Raw genomic sequence first — 22,491 nt, forward strand, 5'->3', positions numbered from 1 at the left:
TTATCTCAACCTGTCTTACTAACATTATGAAATTAAAATCTTTTAAACTAACAAATAATATCATTTACTACCTAACAGCATTCTGTTTACCTTTCGTTATCTTATTTCTAGCTCTTTTAGCTGAAGATATTACCCTAAACGGTGAGACAACTATTTTAGCTAGTGATGGTTTTCATCAGTATGTTATTTTCGCTGAAAATCTACGAAACATCTTACATGGCTCAGATAGTCTATTTTATACTTTTACAAGTGGACTCGGTTTAAATTTTTATGCTCTAATTAGTTATTATCTTGGAAGTTTCTTCTCACCTTTGGTCTACTTCTTTAGCTTAAAGAGCATGCCAGATGCTATTTATCTCTTTACTTTATTAAAAGTTGCCTGCATGGGGTTATCTAGTTTCTATAGTCTTCGTCAACTTTATCCAAAGGTATTAAAACCATTTACCGTTATTCTGTCAACCTCATATGCTCTAATGAGTTTTGCTGTTAGCCAAATTGAGATTAACATGTGGTTAGACGTTTTTATCCTCTTACCTCTAATCATTCTTGGACTCCATCGATTACTAGATCAGAAAAAATTTGTCCTATATTACATTACCTTAACCATTCTCTTTATCCAAAATTACTACTTTGGTTTTATGGTTGCCATTTTCCTTGTCCTTTATTTTCACGTTCAAGTAAGCAAAGAAAAGCACTGGAAAACGATTGGACGTCAATTTATAGACTTTACAATTGTGTCAATCTTAGCTGGACTATCTAGCTGTGTAATGCTCTTGCCAACTTACCTAGACCTATCAACACATGGGGAGAAATTTTCTACCTTTACAGAATGGTTTACAGAAAATTCATGGTTTCTTGATTTATTTGCCAAAAACTTTGTTGGCTCTTATGACACAACTAAATTTGGCTCAATTCCTATGATTTATGTGGGAATTTTCCCTCTAATTTTGGCCATTATCTTCTTTACAATCAAGTCAATCAAATGGCAGACACGTTTAGCCTGCAGTGTTGTTTTGCTGCTAATTATCGCAAGTTTTTACCTTGAACCTTTAGACTTAATGTGGCAAGGGATGCATTCACCAAATATGTTCCTTCACCGTTACTCTTGGACTTTTTCAATAATCATTATTCTTCTAGCAGCAGAAACTTTATCACATCTCAAAGAACTAACTGTTAAACACTATCTTATTGGAATTATTCCTCTAGTCGTTGGATTTTTAGCTACAACGCTACTGAAAAGTCATTATCAATTTTTAGAAGCACCACAAATCATTATTACGCTTTCTTTCTTAACAGCTTATGCCATTATATTGATTAGCTACGCTAAACAGTACCTAACCTTTAACTTATTTGTCAGCTTTACACTTCTCTTTACATTATTTGAAATATCACTGAACACTTATTATCAGATTACCGCATTAAATAATGAATGGGTATTTCCATCACGTCAAAGTTATGAACTTCATTTGACAGATACAGAACAACTCATCAAAAAAGCTAATAAGCTTAATACTACTTTTTATCGTACAGAAGAGTTACTTCCTCAAACAGGTAACGATAGCATGAAGTATAATTATCATGGTATTTCCCAATTTTCATCTATTCGAAATACCACTTCCAGCAGTACACTAGATCGCCTAGGATTTAAATCAACAGGAACCAATCTCAATCTTCGCTATCAAAATAATACTTTGTTAATGGATAGTTTATTTGCTGTAAAATACAATCTCTCAGAAACAGATGTCAACAAATTCGGATTTCACTATGTAAGTGACTCTGGCGATACGTCATTATACGAAAATCAATATGCTAGCCAACTCGCTATTTTAACAAATGGCCTTTACAAAGATGTTGACTTCAGTGTCAACACACTTGACAACCAAACCAACTTGATTAACAATTTGACCGGCCTTTCTGAAAGCTACTTTACTCGTGTAGCTTCTCAATTAACAGGTGGAGCTAATCTTCTAAACGGCCGTGTAACATCAAGTAATGACGATGAATTAAATGCACATGCCAATTACGATTTAACCGTAGCTCCTAATACTCAACTTTATGTTAGTGTTCCCAATATCACATTTTCTAATGAAAACAGCCAAAAGGTACAAATCACTGTCAACGGTAAAACAGTAGACTATACGACTGATAATGCCTATACCTTCTTTGATCTTGGTTATTTTGAAAATAGTCAAACTTTACATGTCTCACTTACATTTCCTGATAACAATCAAGTGTCATTTAATCAACCTAATTTCTATGCGCTTGATATAGCAAATTACCAAAAAGCTATGACTATTATTGATAACCAAAATGTTAAAGTAACAACCCATAAAAATACCGTAACAGCTACCTACAAAACTAATAAAACTTCATCACTCTTCTTTACTATTCCATATGATAAAGGGTGGACAGCCACTCAAAATGGACAAAAAATCACCTTATCAAAAGCACAAGACGGCTTTATGAAGGTTGATGTGAAACCTGGAAAAGGAAAAGTTATCCTAACTTATGTTCCAACAGGATTTAAAGAAGGTGTCGTTTTATCACTAATTGGTATCACATTATTTGCAAGCTATAATACCGTCAGAAAACGAAAAAACAAAAGGAAGTGAGATAAAAAGGGTATAAAAGTTAATTAACGTGTGAACCTACTCAGCAGTGATTGATTGACACTAAAGTCAGTAATCACTGTTTTTTATATTTCCTGACAGAGACCTTTAACAATCCAGATTGTTAAAGTACAAAACCACTGCGTAATACTTATTAAAACTACAGAAAAAGAGGCTAGAACAAATGTTCTAGCCTCTCTGAGTAATAAAAAATCCTAAGTAAAACTTAGGAAGGTGTCTTATCACTCCGGCAGTAGGACTCGAACCTACGACATCATGATTAACAGTCATGCGCTACTACCAACTGAGCTATGCCGGATAAACAAAAAAACTGCTAAGCAGTAGTTTTATAGTCCGTACGGGATTCGAACCCGTGTTACCGCCGTGAAAAGGCGGTGTCTTAACCCCTTGACCAACGGACCAGAAGTTTTAGGATTTCCCCTCAACACCCTTATTATTATACCAGATATTTTTTCTTTGTCTATAGTTTTTTTCAATTTTTTTTTACTTTTTTTGAAGTTTTTTGCACTAAATTATCGCCAAAAAATTCAAATAATTTTAACGTGCTAAAAAGCCTTTAATATCAAGCATTTACAGGTGAACTTTCGTTAAAGAAGAAAATTGTTTACTAGTAAAAAAGCAATTTTTTCTTTTACTTATTCTTTACTTTTTAAAAACCAAGCAGGCCAGTGTAAAGTTCGATTTTTAGTTGACAGAAAAGCTGTTATTTTGATAGAATGATTAAGTTGATATGGTCTCATAGCTCAGCTGGATAGAGCATTCGCCTTCTAAGCGAACGGTCGCAGGTTCGAATCCTGCTGGGATCAAATCTTAAACCGGCTTTAGCCGGTTTTTTTTATGCATTAATGTTTCACATGGAACAAAAAAACAGCTCACAAGAACTGCTTTTTTACTTATGATAAGGACTTCCTTGTTGAATCATAAAAGCTCGATAAATTTGTTCTGCTAAAACTAAACGCATCAACTGGTGGGGAAGCGTTAATAAGCCAAAGCTTAACTTAAGATTTGCGCGCTTTTTGACCTTATCAGCTAATCCAAGACTTCCTCCAATAACAAATACAATATCTGAATAGCCCCTCAAAGTAGCATCAGCAATCACCTTGCTAAATTCTTCTGATGGTAATTGCTTGCCTTCAATCGCTAAAACAATGACATAATCACGATCAGATATCTTGGCTAAAATACGGTCGCCCTCTTTTTCCATAATTTGGTGATTTTGCGCATCACTAGCATTATCTGGTGTTTTTTCATCAGGCAGCTCAACAATTTCAAATTTGGCAAAACGGCTCATACGTTTGCCGTACTCAGCAATACCATCTTTTAGGTATTTTTCCTTTAATTTTCCAACAGCAATAATTTTTACTTTCATGCTTTCTATTCTACCACATATTCACAAGCTTTTCACACATTATCCACATGTTAACAATCTATAAACAGGCTTAATATCGCCATAATTTAGGGATTTTCAATCAAACTTCAAAAGTTTTCCACAGCCTGTGGATTACTTTCTTTTTTTGCTCTTTTAAGGTATAATTAAGTCGTTTTTTATATTCTATCTGTAAATTAAAAAGGGAGGTAGAGACGTGAAAAAATTAAAATTTCAAAAAGTCAATTACAAAAAAATGCTTAAACCATTATCGGTTATTTTAATCGGTTTTATTGGAGGGGTCGTCGGAACCTTGCTCATTTTAAATATGGCTGGCATCTCAATCAATAATGTAAGTGGATCAAATACCAAAACCACAACAAGTAAGGTAAGCTATTCAAACTCAAATGATACAACAAAAGCTGTCGAAAAAGTGGGAGAATCAGTTGTATCAGTCATTAATTATCAGTCAAATACAGCATCAAATGATTTATATACTCAAATGTTTGGTGGCAATTTAGATAATAACACTAATAATAATGGCTCAGATAGTGATTTAAGCATCGCTAGTGAAGGTTCTGGGGTGATTTACAAAAAAGATGGCAATTCTGCTTACGTCGTTACTAATAACCACGTTGTCGATGGTGCTAGTCAAATCGAAATCATGCTTTCTGACGGTACAAAAGTAGTCGGTGAATTAGTCGGTGCCGATACATACTCAGATATCGCCGTTGTCAAAATTGCTTCTGATAAAGTCACAACGGTAGCTGAATTTGCTGATTCAGATAAAATTACTGTTGGTGAAACAGCCATTGCTATTGGTAGCCCTCTAGGTACTGATTATGCAAACTCTGTTACGCAAGGTATTGTATCAAGCCTAAGCCGTACGGTAACAATGACAAACGATGATGGAGAAACTATTTCAACTAATGCCATCCAAACAGATGCCGCTATTAACCCTGGTAACTCTGGTGGTGCTTTGATTAACATTGAAGGACAAGTGATTGGTATTAATTCAAGTAAAATTTCTTCTACCTCAGATTCTGGATCAGGTAATTCTGTAGAAGGTATGGGATTTGCTATTCCAGCTAATGATGTGGTTAAAATTATTAATCAATTAGAAGCAAACGGAAAAGTTATCCGTCCAGCACTTGGTATCACAATGGCTAACCTAAGTGATTTGTCAACAACAACAATCAGTCGCCTAAATATTCCAACTAGCGTCACAGCTGGTATCGTCGTTGCTTCAGTTCAATCAGGTATGCCTGCTGAAGGAACACTTAAAAAATACGATGTGATTACAGCTATCGATGATAAAGATGTTTCTTCTATCACAGATCTTCAAAGTGTCCTTTACGGTCATTCAACTGGAGATTCTATCAAGGTAACCTTCTATCGTGGTACTGAAAAGAAAACAGAAACTATTAAACTAACGAAAACAACACAAGACCTCTCTTCATCAAATCAATAATTTAACTAAAAACTAATGAGGCTGAGCTTCTCAGCTTCATTTTTTAAAGGAAAAAACTATGATTGAAACACTTAATCTCATACCTATTGACGATATTGCTCCAAATCCTTACCAACCTCGCTTGAAATTTAAGCAAGAAGAATTAGAAGAACTTTCTCGCTCAATAAAAGCAAACGGCCTCATACAGCCGATAATCGTCCGTAAATCAGATATTTTTGGTTACGAGCTCATTGCAGGAGAAAGACGTCTTAAAGCATCAAAAATGGCTGGTTTAAGCGAAATTCCTGCAATTATAAAAGATATTACTAATAAAGAAAGCATGCAGCTTGCCATTGTCGAAAATTTGCAGCGCTCTGACCTCAATCCTATTGAAGAAGCCAAAGCTTATCAGCAACTCTTAGACAGAAATCAAATGACACATGAAGAACTGGCTCAATTTATGGGAAAATCTCGCCCCTACATTACCAATTGCTTGCGCTTATTAAATCTGCCTCAAAGTATTTCTAAAGCCGTCGAAAAAGGTGAACTTTCCCAAGGACACGCGCGCGTGCTACTGACACTCAAAGAAGAAAAAGAGCAGGAGAAGTGGTACCAAAAAATAATAATTGAAGAAATTAGTGTTCGCAAATTAGAACAATTGGTAAAATCCAGTAAAAAGAAAAAAACTTCTCCCAAAACCAATAAAAAAAATATTTTTATTCGTCATCAGGAAGAAGAATTATCAAAATTATTAGGTCTTCCTGTCACCTTATCCCTTTCTAAAAGTGGCTTTAAAGGTGACCTACAATTACATTTTCAGTCTGAAGAAGACTTTAACAGAATTATCAACAGGCTAAAATAGCCTGTGAATTTCGATTTTACATTTTCAGAGTTTTCCACAATAAAAATAGGCTTAAATCACTGATTTTAGGCCTTTTCTTATGTTATCCACACCTTGTGGATAACTTTTATAAACAGTGTGGATTTTTTATTTTCAACATTGTGGAAAACTTTATTGTTTTATGTTAAAATAATCTATGAATTATCCACAAAAAGGAAATGACTATGACTGAAAATGAACAAATTTTTTGGAATAGGGTCCTTGAACTGGCGAAAAGTCAACTAAAACAAGCAACATATGAATTTTTTGTTTTAGACGCTCGGTTAATTCAAATTGAGCAAAATACGGCGACAATTTACCTGGATCCTATGAAAGAACTGTTTTGGGATAAAAATTTAAAACCAATCATTTTAACGGCTGGTTTTGAGGTTTATAATGCTGAAATTGTAGTCAACTATGTCTTTGAAGAAGATTTAGCAAAACAGACAGTAGCAGAACCGACATCTCAAGTTCTCCAAACACCACAAAAGAACAACTTGCCACAGGTTGATTCAGACTTGAACACAAAGTATACTTTTGACAACTTTGTCCAAGGTGATGAAAACCGTTGGGCCTTTTCTGCGTCTTATGCCGTTGCTGACGCACCCGGTACAACTTACAACCCCTTGTTTATCTGGGGTGGACCCGGACTTGGAAAAACCCATTTGCTTAATGCCATTGGTAATGCGGTATTGCAAAACAACCCTAAAGCGCGTGTGAAATACATCACTGCGGAAAATTTTATCAATGAATTTGTCATCCATATTCGTTTAGACACTATGGAAGAATTAAAAGAAAAATTCCGTAATCTTGATGTTTTGCTAATCGATGATATCCAATCATTAGCTAAAAAAACATTATCTGGTACACAAGAAGAGTTTTTCAATACCTTTAATGCACTTTACGATAATAACAAACAAATCGTACTGACCAGTGACCGCACACCAGATCATCTCGATAACCTCGAACAACGTCTGGTCACGCGCTTCAAGTGGGGCTTAACCATCAATATCACACCACCTGATTTTGAAACACGTGTGGCTATTTTGACTAATAAAACACAAGAGTACGATTATATTTTCCCTCAAGATACTATCGAATATCTCGCTGGGCAATTTGACTCTAACGTACGTGATCTAGAAGGAGCTTTAAAAGACATTAGCCTTGTAGCAAGTATTAAAAAAGTTCAAACGATTACCGTAGATATTGCAGCAGAAGCCATTCGTGCACGTAAGCAAGATGGTCCAAAAATGACTGTTATCCCAATTGACGAAATTCAAAGTCAAGTTGGTAAATTCTACGGTGTTACTGTCAAAGAAATCAAGGCAACCAAACGTACACAAGATATTGTTTTAGCACGTCAGGTAGCCATGTATTTGGCTCGTGAAATGACAGATAACTCACTTCCAAAAATCGGAAAAGAATTTGGTGGACGTGATCACTCAACCGTTCTACATGCCTACAACAAAATCAAAAATATGTTGGCTCAAGACGATAGTTTGCGAATCGAAATTGAAACCATCAAAAACAAGATTAAGTAGGACTTGTGGATAAGTGATAAAAAACAATGCAATTTATCCACAAGTTGTTAACAACTCTTGCTCTGTGATTTTTCAGGCGTTTTGAGAGTTATCAACAGTTTAAACAAGACCTACTACTACTACTAACTTAATACTTATAAAATAAAGGAGTTATCTCATGATAAAGTTCTCAATTAATAAATCCTTCTTTCTTCAAGCATTGAATGCAACCAAGAGAGCAATCTCTTCAAAGAATGCTATTCCAGTTTTATCTACTATCAAAATTGAAGTTCAAAATAGTAACATTACCTTAACAGGTTCTAATGGACAAATTTCAATCGAAAATACTATTCCAACTTCTAATGAAAATGCAGGTCTTTTGATTACTTCACCCGGTGCAGTACTATTAGAAGCAAATTTCTTTATTAATATTGTCTCAAGTCTTCCAGATGTTACTTTAGATTTTGAAGAAATTGAGCATCATCAAATCGTATTGACAAGTGGTAAATCAGAAATTACCTTAAAAGGTAAAGACGTAGATCTTTACCCACGTCTTCAAGAAATGGAAACTGAAAATCCATTAGTTTTGGAAACAAAATTATTGAAATCTATTATCACTGAAACTGCCTTTGCAGCCAGTCTTCAAGAAAGTCGTCCAATTTTGACTGGTGTTCATATGGTACTTAGTGATCATAAAGATTTTAAAGCAGTCGCAACTGACTCACACCGTATGAGTCAACGTAGATTGACTTTAGAAAATACGTCAAATGACTTTAATGTTGTTATTCCAAGTAAATCATTACGTGAATTTGCAGCAGTCTTTACAGATGATATTGAAACTGTTGAAGTATTCTTTTCAGACAGCCAAATGCTTTTCCGCAGTGATTACATTAGTTTCTATACACGTCTTCTAGAAGGAAATTATCCTGATACAGATCGTCTATTGACAAACTCATTTGAAACAGAAGTAACGTTCAATACAGTTGCTCTTCGTTCAGCAATGGAACGTGCTCACTTGATTTCAAATGCTACTCAAAACGGAACTGTAAAACTTGAAATTGTTAATAATAATGTATCAGCTCACGTTAACTCTCCTGAAGTTGGTAAAGTAAACGAAGAGTTGGATATTATTGACCAATCAGGAAGTGACTTAACCATTAGTTTTAACCCAACTTACTTGATTGAAGCTCTTAAAGCTTTGAAGAGCGAAACAGTTGTTATCCGTTTCATTTCTCCAGTACGTCCATTTACATTAATGCCAGGTGATGATGCTGAAAACTTTATCCAATTGATTACACCTGTTCGTACAAACTAAAAATCTTTAAGGAAACTTTAAGGATGAATTCGTATACTATAATCATCCTAAAACTTTTCTTTTTCATAATCTCCAGCAAGGGCACCGTCTATACAGTGCTCTTGCTTTTTATGTTATAATATCTTTTGATATGACACTTTATATTATTGCTAATCCTCATTCAGGAAATCGTAGTGCCAAAGATGTTATTACAACGTTGAAAAATAAGCTAAATCAAGAGATAGCTGTTTTTCTAACGCGATATCCAGATGATGAAAAAAATCAAGTTAAATACGTTTTGGAAACATTTCAGCGTGATCAAGATAGATTATTAGTTCTAGGTGGTGATGGCACCTTGTCAAAGGTTTTATATTATTGGCCAGCTAGCCTTCCTTTTGCTTATTATCCACTTGGTTCTGGAAATGATTTTGCGCGTGCTCTTGGGTTGAAAAAAGATTTTACACGTCTTATTGAGTCTACTAAGCAAGAACCAAAAGAAATTACGGTTTATACTTATCAGAATGGATTGGTCTTAAACAGTTTGGATCTTGGTTTTGCTTCTTGGGTTATTAACCATGTTGAACAGTCACAACTAAAAGCTAGACTTAATAAATATCATTTGGGAAAATTGACTTATATCATAACAGCCATTCAATGTTTGATTAAAAAGCCTGCTTTGGCTTCGCTTTGTTTGGAGACTGAGTCAGGAGAATTGGTTGAGGTCAATAATCATTTTTTCTTTTCACTTGCCAATAATACTTATTTTGGTGGTGGTGTGATGATTTGGCCACATGCGACAGCTTATTCAGAACAATTAGATTGTGTTTATGCTAAGGGTGAGACTTTATGGGAACGCGTCTTAGTTTTATTAAGTCTTGTTTTTAAAATTCATGAATACTCACCTTATCTGCAGCATCAGTCGTATAAAGAGGTGACCATTAGGACACCTGAAAAAAGTTTAGTAGAGATTGATGGTGAAATCGTGTCATTGGATGAAGTGACACTAACACCTCAAAAGCGTTATATTTATCTGTAAAGGAGAAATCATGTACGAAATTGGAAGTCTTGTTGAAATGAAGAAACCTCATGCTTGTACCGTTAAGGCAACTGGTAAAAAGGCAAATGAGTGGGAAGTGATTCGCATTGGAGCTGATATTAAAATTCGTTGCACTAACTGTGATCACGTTGTCATGATGAGTCGTCATGATTTTGAACGTAAGTTGAAGAAAGTATTATAATATTTAAAATCATTAAGTCTGCGCATATAGCAGGCTTTTTTGAGTAATTTTATGCTATAATAGTTGTGATTGAATAAATTTAACGGAGACTAATAAAATATGGCTTTAACAGCAGGTATTGTTGGTTTACCAAACGTCGGAAAATCAACTCTTTTTAATGCGATTACAAAGGCAGGTGCGGAAGCTGCTAACTATCCTTTCGCGACAATTGATCCTAACGTTGGTATGGTAGAAGTTCCAGATGAACGTCTACAAAAATTGACTGAACTTATCACACCTAAAAAGACAGTTCCAACAACTTTTGAATTTACTGATATTGCGGGTATTGTAAAAGGAGCATCTCGTGGTGAAGGTCTTGGTAATAAATTCCTTGCTAACATTCGTGAAGTAGATGCTATTGTTCACGTTGTTCGTGCATTTGATGATGAAAATGTTATGCGTGAACAAGGGCGTGAAGATGCTTTTGTTGATCCACTTGCTGATATTGATACAATTAACTTGGAATTGATTCTTGCTGACTTAGAATCAGTTAACAAACGCTATGCGCGTGTTGAAAAAGTGGCACGTACACAAAAAGATAAAGATTCTGTTGCAGAATTTAACGTTCTTCAAAAAATCAAGCCAGTACTTGAAGATGGAAAATCAGCTCGTACAATTGAATTCACCGAAGATGAACAAAAAATTGTTAAACAATTGTTCCTTTTGACAACAAAACCAGTTCTTTATGTAGCAAACGTTGATGAAGATAAAGTTGCTAACCCAGACGACATCGAATATGTAAAACAAATTCGTGAATTCGCAGCAACTGAAAATGCTGAAGTTGTCGTTATCTCAGCGCGTGCGGAGGAAGAAATTTCAGAACTTGATGATGAAGATAAAGAATTCTTCCTTGAAGATCTTGGATTGAAAGAATCTGGTGTCGATCGTTTGACTCGCGCAGCTTACCATTTGCTTGGTCTCGGAACTTACTTTACTGCGGGTGAAAAAGAAGTTCGTGCATGGACATTTAAACGCGGTATTAAAGCTCCTCAAGCAGCTGGTATCATTCACTCTGACTTCGAACGTGGATTCATCCGTGCGATTACAATGTCTTACGATGATTTAATTAAATATGGTTCAGAAAAAGCTGTCAAAGAAGCAGGTCGTCTTCGTGAAGAAGGGAAAGATTATGTGGTTCAAGATGGTGATATCATGGAATTCCGCTTTAACGTCTAAGCAAAAATCATAATAAAACATCAAATGAGGTTGGAAAAAAGTTTTTCCAGCCCTTTTGGCATTTGAAAGGAAAAAATAATGGTAAAAATGATTGTTGGTCTGGGAAACCCAGGCAGTAAATATCACGAAACAAGACACAATATTGGCTTTATGGCAATTGACCGTTTAGCCAAAGATTTGAATGTGACTTTTTCAGAAGAAAAGAATTTTAAAGCTGAAGTAGGTTCTTGCTTTTTAAACGGAGAAAAAGTTTATTTAGTTAAACCAACAACTTTTATGAATAATTCAGGAATTGCAGTTCATGCTTTGCTGACTTATTATAATATTGCTATCGAAGATTTCATGGTGATTTATGATGATTTAGACATGGAAGTTGGACGTATTCGTCTCCGTCAAAAAGGTTCAGCTGGTGGTCATAATGGTATTAAGTCTATTATTGCTCACACAGGAACACAGGCATTTGACCGTATTAAAGTGGGTATTGGACGTCCTAAGCAAGGTCGCTCAGTTGTCGATCATGTTCTTGGAAAATTTGACAAAGACGACTATATCACTGTTACTAACACACTTGAAAAAGTTACTGATGCTGTTCAATTTTACTTACAGGAAGCTGATTTTGTAAAAACAATGCAAAAATTTAATGGGTAAGTCTATGAATATTATTGATTTATTTAGTCAAAATAAGCTGATTCAGTCATGGCATGGGGGTGTATCTAATCTTGGCAGACAACTTGTCATGGGTTTGTCAGGAGCAAGTAAAGCTCTTGCTATCGCCTCAGCTTATCAGGCTAATGAAGAAAAAATAGTAGTTGTCACATCAAGTCAAAACGAGGTTGAAAAACTAGCTAGTGATTTATCTGGTTTGATTGGTGAGGATAATGTTTACACGTTTTTTGCGGATGATGTCGCTGCTGCAGAATTTATTTTTGCATCAATGGATAAAGCTCATTCGCGCCTAGAAGCTTTAAATTTTTTACAGGATAATAATCAATCTGGTATCTTGATTACAAGTCTAGTAGGGGCACGTGTTTTACTACCAAATCCTAAGGCATATTCTGAAAGTCAACTACATTTTGTTGTCGGTGATGATTACAACCTTGACAAGGTTGTAAAGGTATTGTCAAATGTTGGGTACCAAAAAGTCTCTCAAGTTTTGAACCCTGGTGAGTTTAGTCGACGTGGTGATATCATCGATATTTATGAAATAACAGCAGATTATCCTTACCGTTTAGAGTTCTTTGGTGATGAAGTTGATGGCATTCGTCAATTTGATGCGCAGACTCAAAAATCTCTTAGCAATGTTGAGCAAATAACAATCTATCCAGCTGATGAGTTAATCTTATCAGAAGAGGATTATGCTAGAGCTAGCCAGGTATTTGAGAAGTTTTTAGAAAATGCAAAAGAAGAGCAAGAGGTTTATTTGAGCGAGCTTTATGCAGCAACACAAGAGCACTACAGACATCAAGATATTAGACGATTTTTATCACTGTTTTATGCTAAGCAGTGGACACTTCTAGATTATATTCCTAAAGGAACTCCTATCTTTTTTGATGACTATCAAAAGATTGTTGATCGTAATGCCAAGTTTGATTTAGAGATTGCAAACTTGTTGACAGAAGATTTACAACGTGGTAAAGCAGTGTCAAGCTTGGTTTACTTTGCTGATATTTATAAAAATTTGCGTCAGTATCAGCCAGCAACCTTCTTTTCAAACTTCCATAAGGGTTTGGGAAATCTAAAATTTGATAAGCTTCACAATTTCACACAATACCCAATGCAAGAATTCTTCAATCAATTTCCTTTGTTGATTGATGAGGTTAATCGTTACCAAAAATCTAAAGCAACAATTTTAATTCAATCAGATACTCAGCATGGTCTAGAACGTCTTCAAGAAAACTTGCAAGAGTATGGTTTAGATTTGCCAGTAGCGGATGCGGGTGATTTACAAGAACATCAAGCGCAGTTAGTGGTTGGTAATTTATCAAACGGTTTTTACTTTGCTGATGAAAAGCTTGTTTTAATTACGGAACATGAAATTTACCATAAAAAGATAAAACGTCGTATTCGTCGTTCAAATATCAGTAATGCAGAGCGTTTGAAAGACTACAATGAACTTTCTAAGGGTGATTATGTGGTTCATCACGTTCATGGTATTGGTAAATTTTTAGGTATTGAAACCATTGAAATTCATGGTGTGCACCGTGATTATTTAACGATTCAATATCAAGGTTCTTCAACGATTTCATTACCCGTAGAACAAATTGAAAGTCTATCGAAATACGTTTCGGCAGATGGTAAAGAGCCTAAGATTAACAAACTAAATGACGGCCGTTTCCAAAAAACAAAACAAAAAGTCTCTAAGCAAGTCGAAGACATTGCAGATGATTTGTTGAAACTCTATGCTGAACGCAGTCAACTAAAAGGTTTTGCTTTTTCACCAGATGATGATTTACAAAAGGAATTTGATAACGATTTTGCTTATGTAGAGACTGAAGATCAGCTTCGTTCTATTAAGGAAATCAAGCATGACATGGAAGAAGCTAAACCAATGGATCGTTTATTGGTAGGGGATGTTGGTTTTGGTAAAACCGAAGTTGCTATGCGTGCTGCTTTTAAAGCTGTTAAGGACCACAAGCAGGTAGCTGTTTTGGTACCAACGACTGTCCTTGCTCAACAACACTATACGAACTTCTCAGAGCGTTTTGATAATTACCCAGTGGCGGTTGATGTACTTAGTCGTTTTCAAAGTAAAAAAGAACAAACAGCTACTTTAGAAAAATTGAAAACAGGTCAAGTTGACATTATTATCGGAACACATCGTCTATTATCAAAAGATGTTGAGTTTGCTGATTTGGGTCTGATTATTATCGATGAAGAGCAGCGCTTTGGTGTTAAACATAAGGAAAAACTGAAAGAACTTAGGACTAAAGTTGATGTTTTAACCTTAACAGCAACGCCAATTCCACGAACACTTCACATGTCAATGTTGGGAATTCGTGATTTATCAGTTATTGAAACCCCACCAACTAACCGTTATCCTGTTCAAACTTATGTTTTGGAAACTAACCCTGGTTTAATCCGTGAAGCTATTATTCGTGAGATTGATCGTGGAGGTCAAGTTTTCTATGTTTACAATAGGGTTGACACCATTGACCAAAAAGTCTCAGAACTGCAAGAGTTAGTACCTGAAGCAAGTATTGGCTTTGTTCATGGTCAGATGAGTGAAATCCAACTTGAGAATACTCTGATGGATTTTATTGAAGGAGTTTACGATGTTCTTGTTGCGACAACAATCATTGAGACTGGTGTCGATATTTCTAATGTGAACACTTTATTTATTGAAAATGCTGACCATATGGGATTGTCAACCTTGTATCAACTTCGAGGTCGTGTTGGGCGCTCGAACCGCATTGCTTATGCCTATCTCATGTACCGCCCAGACAAGATTTTGACAGAGGTTTCTGAAAAACGTCTGGATGCCATTAAAGGGTTCACAGAGTTGGGGTCCGGATTTAAGATTGCTATGCGTGACTTATCCATTCGTGGTGCGGGAAATATTCTCGGTGCTTCACAAAGTGGTTTTATCGATTCAGTTGGTTTTGAGATGTACTCACAGTTGCTTGAGGAAGCTATTGCCAAGAAACAAGGAAAATCCCAAGCGCGTCGTAAGAGTAATGCTGAGATGAATCTTCAAATTGACGCCTATCTACCAAGCGATTATATTGATGATGAACGTCAAAAAATTGAAATTTACAAACGCATTCGTGAAATTGAAAGCCAGAAAGATTATCAAAGTTTACAAGATGAATTGATTGATCGTTTTGGCGAATACCCTGACCAAGTCGCCTACTTACTTGAGATTGGTTTGGTCAAGTCTTATATGGATAATGCTTTTACAGAACTTGTAGAGCGTAAAGATAACAACTTATTGGTACGTTTTGAGAAAGTTTCGTTACAACATTACTTGACACAAGATTATTTTGAAGCTCTTTCTAAAACAGACTTGAAAGCCCGTATTGGTGAAAATCAAGGTAAAATTGAAATTACCTTTAATGTTCGCGGAAAGAAAGATTACGAAATCCTAGAAGAACTTCAAAAATTTGGTAGCATGCTAGCTGAAATCAAAGCTAGAAAAATACAACAAGACTAGCTGTCAAAGACTTTTGTCAGTAGAAAGCTAGTATATCAAAGAGATTTTATGGTAAACTTTTTGATAAAGCTTAGACTGGCATTATCAAGGAGGTCAAAATGAAACTTGAACGCAGATTAGTTGAATTGAGAAAAGAAAAAAATGTCTCTCAAGAAGAGCTAGCCGAAAAACTTTATGTTTCACGTCAAACAATTTCTAACTGGGAACGTGGTAAAACTTATCCAGATATCAATTCACTCTTGTTGATTGCGGCCTATTTTGATGTTTCTTCAGATTGTGTGCAAAAATGCACAGCTTCTATGTAATTATAAATAATTATGACGCAGTGGCTTGGAGGAACTAGTCAACTTAGAGTTTTCCATGTACAATTGTTAGGAACTTTAGTGCCAATCAATCACTGCTGGGTGGGTTCTAAGGCGCTGATAAATCAGCTTTTACAACCCTACTCAACTTTGCTGGGGTGAGACGAAAAATCAAATTTCTTCGAAATTACCGATTTTTGTCTCATTCCTTTTTATTACATTATCTTAACAAACATATTGAAAACAGTTATTTTCTGAAAAAAAGTGATAAAATAGAAAAGATTGCGAGGTAAAATATTATGAGATTAGATAAATATTTAAAAGTATCCCGTATTATAAAACGTCGTCCAGTTGCTAAAGAAGTAGCTGACAAAGGACGTATCAAAGTAAATGGTATCTTAGCTAAATCATCAACTGATTTAAAAATTAACGACGAAGTTGAAATTCGTTTTGGAAATAAATTGTTGACTGTACGTGTCTTAGAAATGAAAGACAGTACTAAAAAAGAAGATGCAACTAAAATGTACGAAATCATTAATGAAACAAGGATAGAAGCGGATGGAGAAGCCTAATATCGTTCAATTGAATAATCAATACATCAATGATGAAAATACCAAAAAACGTTACATAGAAGAAGAAAATCGCAAACGTAATCGTTTTATGGGATGGATTTTGATTGTTGTCATGTTGTTGTTTATTTTACCAACTTACAACCTTGTTAAAAGTTATCAAACTTTACAAGAACGTAAGGATAAAGTTGTTTCACTTCAGAAAACATATGACAATCTAGTTGTTGAAACGGATGCTGAAAAAGTTTTGGCTAATCGTTTGAAAGATGAAAATTATGTTGAGAAGTATGCTCGTGCTAAGTATTACTTATCACGTTCAGGCGAAACGGTTTATCCATTGCCAAATCTATTACCAAAATAATATGGAAAATTTAATCGAAACTATTGAAAAATTTCTAGCTTATTCTGATGAAAAGTTAGAAGAATTGGCTGAAAAAAATCAAAAATTACGAGAAGAAAATCACCAATCAACTAAAAAAGAATGAAAGGAGGAGCCAATGAAAAGACTATTCGCAGTGATGCTAATACCATTTTTCTTGACTTCTCTTTCTGCTGTTAGTACTGAAAAAAACGTAGATTTAAGTAATACCGATAAATATCGATTGACAGCTGGTATAGCGGCATCGACTACTTATTTTGATGCTATACCAGCAAATCCTGCCCTTATCCAAACTAGCGACATTTATAAAGATAGTAATTTGACGGTTGCTTCAAGAACAATTGCTGCTAACAGCCAATTAGATATTGATAGAATTCTAATCAATGATAATTCACAACCAGTATTTGAGTTATCTGATGGTAATTATATTGAAGCCAGCCGTCAATTAATTTATGATGATGTTATTCTTAGTCAGGAAACAGTTTCCGAAAATTATTGGTTAAAGGATGATTTTCAAGTTTATCAAACACCATATGTTGTTGGCACACAGGAAGTAAAAACAGATTTAAACGCTTATTCAGCAGTTACCGTTTCTCAAAAAGCGACAACTTATCATGGAACTTATTATAAAGTTGATGGTAAAGGATGGATTAGTAGTGATTCTCTTTCTGATACAGATAACCGTATGGAAAAAGTGCAGCAGGTTCTTAATCAGAAATATAATAAAAGTAACTACTCAATTTACGTTAAACAACTCTCAACACAAGAAACAGCAGGGATTAATTCTGATACAACGATGTATGCAGCTAGTGTTGCTAAGCTAGCGACCCTTTATTACGTTGAAGAAAAAATTCAAGATGGCAGTGTTAAAATGGATGATAAGTTGAAATACACTGCTGATGTTAATAATTTTGCTAAAGCTTATAATCCAAGCGGTAGCGGAAAAATTAGCAAAACTGCTGATGACAAAGATTACAGTGTTGAAGATTTATTAAAAGCTGTTTGTCAGAATTCTGATAACGTTGCAACCAATATTTTAGGCTATTATATTGCCAAACAATATGGTGATCATTTCACATCAGATATTAGTGCTATAACGAATACTAATTTTGATATGAAAGCACGTGAAATGTCATCTAAAACTGCCGCTGATTTAATGGAAGCTATCTATCAGCAAAATGGAGATATCATTTCGTATTTATCATCAACTGCTTTTGATAATGCACGTATCTCTAGAGATATTAATGTTCAGGTAGCTCATAAAATCGGTGATGCTTATGATTACAGACACGATGTTGCTATCGTTTATGCTAATCAACCTTTTATTTTGTCAATTTTTACAGATAAAGCTTCTTACGACGATATTTCAAATATCGCTAATGACGTTTACAACATTTTGAAATAAGTGAAGTCTTATGTATGATAAATTAGTAAAAGAAATTCAAAAACAGGCATATTTCGCCAAACATAAAAAAATTTTAATAGCTGTCTCAGGTGGAGTAGATTCTATGAATCTGCTACACTTTTTGTATATATATCGAAAAAAATTAGACATAGAGATTGCTATTGCTCACGTTAATCATAAACAGCGTATTGAGTCAGATACTGAGGAAGCTTATTTACGCGAGTGGGCAGGAAACCATCAGGTACCAATTCACGTTGCTTATTTTTCGGGGACTTTTTCTGAAAAAGCTGCGCGTGATTTTCGTTACAGCTTTTTTAAACAAATGATGACTGCACATCATTATACAGCTCTTGTAACGGCCCATCATGCAGATGACCAAGCTGAGACTATTTTTATGCGTCTTTTACGAGGTAGTCGCTTGCGTCATTTATCTGGAATGCAACCAGTTAATGCGTTTGGTAACGGAGAGTTGATTCGTCCATTTTTGACTTATTCGAAGAGGGATTTACCTGACATTTTTCACTTTGAAGATGATACCAATCATTCTTTAGGGTTTTTGAGAAATCGTATTAGAAATCGTTATTTTCCAGTACTAGAGGAAGAAAATCCTAAATTTAAACAAGCTCTCCGCTATCTTGGTCATGAAAGCCAACAACTCTTTCAAGCATTCCAAGATTTAACACAAGGTATTGAGGCGACAAACTGTTCTCAATTTTTAGCTCAGACACTGTCAGTTCAGACTGTTCTATTTCAAAATTATCTTGAAAATTTTCCTGATTTACAAGTGTCTCATGGGCAATTTGAGGAAATGTTGCATCTTTTAAGAAATAAATCTAATGCTAACTATCATGTGAAATCAGATTACTGGCTAGTTAAAGATTATGAAACATTTCAAGTGAAAAAAATCAGCCCTAAGACCGATGGGGAACTAGCTCAAAAGATGCTAGAATATAACAGTATAGTCAATTATGGTCAGTTTCAATTTCAATTTGTTAGCAAAGATAAGGAAGGCATAGCCATTTACAGTTTAAATCCTATTCTTTTGAGAAAAAGACAGGAAGGTGACCGCATTGATTTTGGAGATTTTTCGAAAAAATTGCGTAGGCTTTTTATCGATGAGAAAATTCCAAGTCAAGAACGTGCTAATGCTATTATCGGCGAGCAGGATGGAAAAATTATTTTTGTCCAGGTTGCTGATAAAACTTATTTGAGAAAACCCTCTAAACATGATATAATGGAGGGCAAATTGTATATTGAAAAAATTAGAAATAGGTGATGTCATGCTTGAACAAGATATTGAAAAAGTGTTGTATTCTGAAGAGGAGATTATTGCCAAAACCAAAGAATTAGGCGCACAACTTACAAAAGACTATGAAGGTAAAAATCCTCTATTAATTGGTGTTTTGAAAGGTTCTGTTCCTTTTATGGCAGAATTAATCAAACATATCGATACACATGTCGAAATTGATTTTATGGTTGTCTCTAGCTACCACGGTGGAGTAAAAAGCAGTGGTGAAGTAAAAATTCTTAAAGACGTTGATACGAATATTGAAGGTCGTGATGTCGTATTTATCGAAGATATCATCGACACTGGACGTACTCTAAAATATCTTCGTGATATGTTTAAATACCGTAAAGCAAGTTCAGTAAAAATCGCAACTCTTTTTGACAAACCAGAAGGTCGTGTCGTTGACATCGAAGCTGATTATGTCTGCTATGATGTTCCAAATGAATTTATCGTAGGGTTTGGTCTTGACTATGCTGAACGTTACCGTAATTTACCATATGTTGGCGTTTTGAAAGAAGAAATCTATTCAAAATAGTAGAAAGTCGTTAGTTAATATATGAAAAATAACAAAAATAATGGCTTTGTTAAAAATTCCTTTATTTATATTCTTGTCATTATTGCGGCGATTACCGCATTTCAATATTATTTGAGAGGAACAAGTACACAAAGTCAACAAATTAATTACTCGACTTTAGTTAAGCAACTTAAAGCGGGTGATATTAAATCGATTACTTACCAGCCAAACGGTAGCATTATTGAAGTAAGTGGTAAGTATTCGAAACCTAAAAAAACAAAATCAAGTGCTTCTCTTCCTTTCCTAGAAGGAAGTAACTCAACATCAGTTACTGAGTTTACATCAATTATTTTACCAAGTGATTCTTCTATTGATACACTTACTAAAGCGGCAGATGATGCAGATGTTGATGTAAATATCAAACAAGAAAGTTCAAGCGGTGCTTGGCTATCTTTGGCATTAACTTATCTTCCACTTATCCTAGTAATTGTCTTCTTCTTCATGATGATGAATCAAGGCGGAAATGGTGCTCGTGGAGCGATGAGTTTTGGTAAAAATCGAGCTAAGTCACAAAGTAAAGGTGATGTTAAAGTGAGATTTTCTGATGTTGCTGGAGCTGAAGAAGAAAAACAAGAACTTGTTGAAGTTGTTGATTTCTTAAAAAATCCGAAAAAATATAAAGCACTTGGTGCTCGTATTCCAGCTGGTGTTCTTTTAGAAGGCCCTCCAGGAACAGGTAAAACTTTACTTGCTAAAGCTGTTGCCGGTGAAGCTGGCGTCCCATTTTTCTCAATTTCAGGTTCTGATTTTGTTGAAATGTTTGTGGGTGTGGGTGCGAGTCGTGTTAGATCACTATTTGAAGATGCTAAGAAGGCAGAGCGTGCAATTATTTTCATCGATGAAATCGATGCTGTCGGTCGCCGACGTGGTGCTGGCATGGGTGGCGGAAATGATGAACGCGAACAAACTCTTAACCAACTTCTTATTGAAATGGATGGTTTTGAAGGAAATGAAAACATCATTGTTATCGCTGCAACTAACCGTAGTGATGTCTTAGATCCTGCTCTTCTTCGTCCAGGACGTTTTGACCGTAAGATTCTTGTCGGAAGTCCCGATGTCAAAGGGCGTGAAGCAATTCTTCGAGTACATGCTAAAAATAAACCATTGGCAGAAGATGTTAATTTGAAAGTTGTTGCACAACAAACGCCTGGTTTTGTAGGTGCGGACCTTGAAAATGTTCTAAATGAAGCTGCGCTTGTTGCTGCTCGTCGTAATAAAACTAAAATCGATGCTTCAGATATTGATGAAGCTGAAGATAGAGTTATTGCTGGTCCATCTAAGAAAGACCGTACGATTTCACAACGTGAACGTGAAATGGTTGCTTACCATGAAGCCGGACATACTATTGTTGGTTTAGTTCTTTCAAGTGCACGTGTCGTTCATAAGGTAACAATTGTTCCGCGAGGTCGTGCAGGAGGTTACATGATTGCTCTCCCTAAAGAAGACCAAATGTTGCATTCTAAATCTGATCTTAAAGAACAATTAGCTGGATTGATGGGTGGACGTGTTGCAGAAGAAATTATCTTCAATGCACAAACAACTGGTGCATCAAATGACTTTGAACAAGCAACTCAGTTGGCTCGTGCGATGGTAACAGAATATGGTATGAGTGAAAAATTAGGTCCTGTTCAATATGAAGGCAATCATGCAATAATGGCAGGCCAAGTATCACCAGAAAAATCATATTCATCACAAACAGCACAAATGATCGATGACGAAGTACGTGCTCTTCTAAATGAAGCACGTGATAAAGCTGCTGATATCATCAACAATAACCGTGAAACTCATAAACTTATTGCAGAAGCGCTTCTTAAATATGAAACATTGGATGCTGCTCAAATTAAATCTATCTATGAAACAGGTAAAGTACCTGAAGAGCTAGAAAACGATACTGAGGAAGCGCACGCACTTTCATACGATGAAGTAAAAGAAAAAATGGATGATTCTGAAGAATAATCCACATTATAAGTAAAGATTTAATCAGAAAGGCAAAAGAAGGCTCGTAGAGCCTTCTTTTCTTATCTATAAATAAAAAGGTAGGAGAATTTTAATACACAGAAAATAAGCTCGAAAATGGGCAATACTGAGACAGTAATAATAAATGAAAAAACTATCAAAAAAGTGTTGACAGTGTAAATTAAGTTTAGTATACTAAATAAGCTGTTGTTTGAAGCAGCTAACATTTCAAACAGCTTTGAAAAAACTTAAAAAAGTTCTTGACAAAGCGAGTT

18 protein-coding genes, 3 tRNA genes and 1 pseudogene are annotated in these 22,491 nt (G+C 35.2%); 19 read left to right on the forward strand and 3 right to left on the reverse strand.

Annotated elements, in window-relative coordinates; all coding sequences use genetic code 11:
- Positions 1 to 26 precede the first annotated feature (26 nt).
- Entirely contained in the window at positions 27 to 2,612 is a 2,586-nt protein-coding gene (locus JG537_RS08505; protein WP_199544909.1) for a YfhO family protein, read from the forward strand.
- 242 nt (positions 2,613 to 2,854) lie between these two features.
- Here JG537_RS08505 and JG537_RS08510 read toward each other — a convergent pair.
- Positions 2,855 to 2,928: transfer RNA gene (locus JG537_RS08510), tRNA-Asn, on the reverse strand.
- Between the two features lie 31 nt (positions 2,929 to 2,959).
- A tRNA-Glu gene (locus JG537_RS08515) sits at positions 2,960 to 3,031 on the reverse strand.
- Between the two features lie 331 nt (positions 3,032 to 3,362).
- Here JG537_RS08515 and JG537_RS08520 point away from each other — a divergent pair.
- Positions 3,363 to 3,436: transfer RNA gene (locus JG537_RS08520), tRNA-Arg, on the forward strand.
- A gap of 83 nt (positions 3,437 to 3,519) precedes the next feature.
- Here JG537_RS08520 and rlmH read toward each other — a convergent pair.
- Entirely contained in the window at positions 3,520 to 3,999 is a 480-nt protein-coding gene (gene rlmH / locus JG537_RS08525) for a 23S rRNA (pseudouridine(1915)-N(3))-methyltransferase RlmH (RefSeq protein WP_132870041.1), read from the reverse strand.
- A 253-nt stretch (positions 4,000 to 4,252) separates the two neighbouring features.
- Between rlmH and JG537_RS08530 the strand changes: the two genes are divergently transcribed.
- From JG537_RS08530 to ftsH, 17 genes and pseudogenes are all read left to right on the forward strand, one after another.
- Positions 4,253 to 5,467, forward strand: a complete 1,215-nt coding sequence (locus JG537_RS08530) for a S1C family serine protease (protein ID WP_132869929.1) — start codon at positions 4,253 to 4,255, stop codon at positions 5,465 to 5,467.
- 58 nt (positions 5,468 to 5,525) lie between these two features.
- A complete protein-coding gene (locus JG537_RS08535) occupies positions 5,526 to 6,308 on the forward strand; it encodes a ParB/RepB/Spo0J family partition protein (protein WP_199544916.1) in 783 nt (260 codons plus the stop codon).
- Positions 6,309 to 6,511: 203 nt separating this feature from the next.
- Positions 6,512 to 7,867, forward strand: coding sequence for a chromosomal replication initiator protein DnaA (dnaA, locus tag JG537_RS08540; RefSeq protein ID WP_132869995.1), 1,356 nt, complete (start codon positions 6,512 to 6,514; stop codon positions 7,865 to 7,867).
- A 157-nt stretch (positions 7,868 to 8,024) separates the two neighbouring features.
- The gene (gene dnaN / locus JG537_RS08545) at positions 8,025 to 9,161 is read left to right on the forward strand and encodes a DNA polymerase III subunit beta (protein WP_199544919.1); all 1,137 of its coding nucleotides are present in this window, start codon (positions 8,025 to 8,027) and stop codon (positions 9,159 to 9,161) included.
- Between the two features lie 130 nt (positions 9,162 to 9,291).
- Positions 9,292 to 10,176, forward strand: coding sequence for a diacylglycerol/lipid kinase family protein (locus JG537_RS08550; RefSeq protein WP_199544920.1), 885 nt, complete (start codon positions 9,292 to 9,294; stop codon positions 10,174 to 10,176).
- 10 nt (positions 10,177 to 10,186) lie between these two features.
- Entirely contained in the window at positions 10,187 to 10,378 is a 192-nt protein-coding gene (locus tag JG537_RS08555) for a DUF951 domain-containing protein (RefSeq protein WP_132869920.1), read from the forward strand.
- 99 nt (positions 10,379 to 10,477) lie between these two features.
- Complete coding sequence (gene ychF, locus JG537_RS08560) at positions 10,478 to 11,593, forward strand: redox-regulated ATPase YchF (RefSeq protein WP_024344481.1); 1,116 nt, start codon at positions 10,478 to 10,480, stop codon at positions 11,591 to 11,593.
- A 78-nt stretch (positions 11,594 to 11,671) separates the two neighbouring features.
- Complete coding sequence (gene pth, locus JG537_RS08565; protein ID WP_132869490.1) at positions 11,672 to 12,241, forward strand: aminoacyl-tRNA hydrolase; 570 nt, start codon at positions 11,672 to 11,674, stop codon at positions 12,239 to 12,241.
- A 4-nt stretch (positions 12,242 to 12,245) separates the two neighbouring features.
- Positions 12,246 to 15,743: a transcription-repair coupling factor gene (mfd, locus tag JG537_RS08570; RefSeq protein ID WP_199544921.1), complete on the forward strand. Its 3,498-nt coding sequence runs from the start codon at positions 12,246 to 12,248 to the stop codon at positions 15,741 to 15,743.
- Between the two features lie 98 nt (positions 15,744 to 15,841).
- Positions 15,842 to 16,030, forward strand: a pseudogene (locus JG537_RS08575) (helix-turn-helix transcriptional regulator); the annotation flags it as partial.
- Between the two features lie 314 nt (positions 16,031 to 16,344).
- Positions 16,345 to 16,617, forward strand: coding sequence for an RNA-binding S4 domain-containing protein (locus JG537_RS08580; RefSeq protein WP_006531199.1), 273 nt, complete (start codon positions 16,345 to 16,347; stop codon positions 16,615 to 16,617).
- Positions 16,604 to 16,975 (forward strand): FtsB family cell division protein, encoded by a 372-nt coding sequence (locus JG537_RS08585; RefSeq protein WP_157628618.1) that lies wholly within the window; start codon positions 16,604 to 16,606, stop codon positions 16,973 to 16,975. Before JG537_RS08580 ends, JG537_RS08585 begins: the two co-directional genes overlap by 14 nt.
- Before the next feature lies 1 nt (position 16,976).
- Entirely contained in the window at positions 16,977 to 17,099 is a 123-nt protein-coding gene (locus JG537_RS08590; protein ID WP_199544922.1) for an SP_0009 family protein, read from the forward strand.
- 12 nt (positions 17,100 to 17,111) lie between these two features.
- Positions 17,112 to 18,398 carry a serine hydrolase gene (locus JG537_RS08595; RefSeq protein ID WP_199544923.1) on the forward strand — a complete coding sequence of 429 codons (1,287 nt, stop codon included), beginning with the start codon at positions 17,112 to 17,114 and terminating at the stop codon, positions 18,396 to 18,398.
- A 10-nt stretch (positions 18,399 to 18,408) separates the two neighbouring features.
- Positions 18,409 to 19,674: a tRNA lysidine(34) synthetase TilS gene (gene tilS, locus JG537_RS08600; protein ID WP_199544929.1), complete on the forward strand. Its 1,266-nt coding sequence runs from the start codon at positions 18,409 to 18,411 to the stop codon at positions 19,672 to 19,674.
- A 4-nt stretch (positions 19,675 to 19,678) separates the two neighbouring features.
- A complete protein-coding gene (gene hpt / locus JG537_RS08605; RefSeq protein ID WP_074482435.1) occupies positions 19,679 to 20,221 on the forward strand; it encodes a hypoxanthine phosphoribosyltransferase in 543 nt (180 codons plus the stop codon).
- Between the two features lie 21 nt (positions 20,222 to 20,242).
- A complete protein-coding gene (gene ftsH, locus JG537_RS08610; RefSeq protein ID WP_199544937.1) occupies positions 20,243 to 22,216 on the forward strand; it encodes an ATP-dependent zinc metalloprotease FtsH in 1,974 nt (657 codons plus the stop codon).
- The last annotated feature ends 275 nt before the right edge of the window (positions 22,217 to 22,491 follow it).

The organism is Streptococcus vicugnae (assembly GCF_016461705.1).
In the GTDB taxonomy this organism is placed as follows: Bacteria; Bacillota; Bacilli; order Lactobacillales; family Streptococcaceae; genus Streptococcus; species Streptococcus vicugnae.

Coding starts and splice junctions, on each gene's coding strand:
- pth (WP_132869490.1), top strand. CDS start 11,672: ATGGTAAAAATGATTGTTGGTCTGGGAAACCCAGGCAGTAAATATCAC.
- JG537_RS08595 (WP_199544923.1), top strand. CDS start 17,112: ATGAAAAGACTATTCGCAGTGATGCTAATACCATTTTTCTTGACTTCT.
- JG537_RS08505 (WP_199544909.1), top strand. CDS start 27: ATGAAATTAAAATCTTTTAAACTAACAAATAATATCATTTACTACCTA.
- mfd (WP_199544921.1), top strand. CDS start 12,246: ATGAATATTATTGATTTATTTAGTCAAAATAAGCTGATTCAGTCATGG.
- dnaN (WP_199544919.1), top strand. CDS start 8,025: ATGATAAAGTTCTCAATTAATAAATCCTTCTTTCTTCAAGCATTGAAT.
- JG537_RS08580 (WP_006531199.1), top strand. CDS start 16,345: ATGAGATTAGATAAATATTTAAAAGTATCCCGTATTATAAAACGTCGT.
- JG537_RS08550 (WP_199544920.1), top strand. CDS start 9,292: ATGACACTTTATATTATTGCTAATCCTCATTCAGGAAATCGTAGTGCC.
- rlmH (WP_132870041.1), bottom strand. CDS start 3,999: ATGAAAGTAAAAATTATTGCTGTTGGAAAATTAAAGGAAAAATACCTA.
- tilS (WP_199544929.1), top strand. CDS start 18,409: ATGTATGATAAATTAGTAAAAGAAATTCAAAAACAGGCATATTTCGCC.
- hpt (WP_074482435.1), top strand. CDS start 19,679: ATGCTTGAACAAGATATTGAAAAAGTGTTGTATTCTGAAGAGGAGATT.
- ftsH (WP_199544937.1), top strand. CDS start 20,243: ATGAAAAATAACAAAAATAATGGCTTTGTTAAAAATTCCTTTATTTAT.
- JG537_RS08555 (WP_132869920.1), top strand. CDS start 10,187: ATGTACGAAATTGGAAGTCTTGTTGAAATGAAGAAACCTCATGCTTGT.
- JG537_RS08535 (WP_199544916.1), top strand. CDS start 5,526: ATGATTGAAACACTTAATCTCATACCTATTGACGATATTGCTCCAAAT.
- ychF (WP_024344481.1), top strand. CDS start 10,478: ATGGCTTTAACAGCAGGTATTGTTGGTTTACCAAACGTCGGAAAATCA.
- dnaA (WP_132869995.1), top strand. CDS start 6,512: ATGACTGAAAATGAACAAATTTTTTGGAATAGGGTCCTTGAACTGGCG.
- JG537_RS08530 (WP_132869929.1), top strand. CDS start 4,253: ATGCTTAAACCATTATCGGTTATTTTAATCGGTTTTATTGGAGGGGTC.
- JG537_RS08590 (WP_199544922.1), top strand. CDS start 16,977: ATGGAAAATTTAATCGAAACTATTGAAAAATTTCTAGCTTATTCTGAT.
- JG537_RS08585 (WP_157628618.1), top strand. CDS start 16,604: ATGGAGAAGCCTAATATCGTTCAATTGAATAATCAATACATCAATGAT.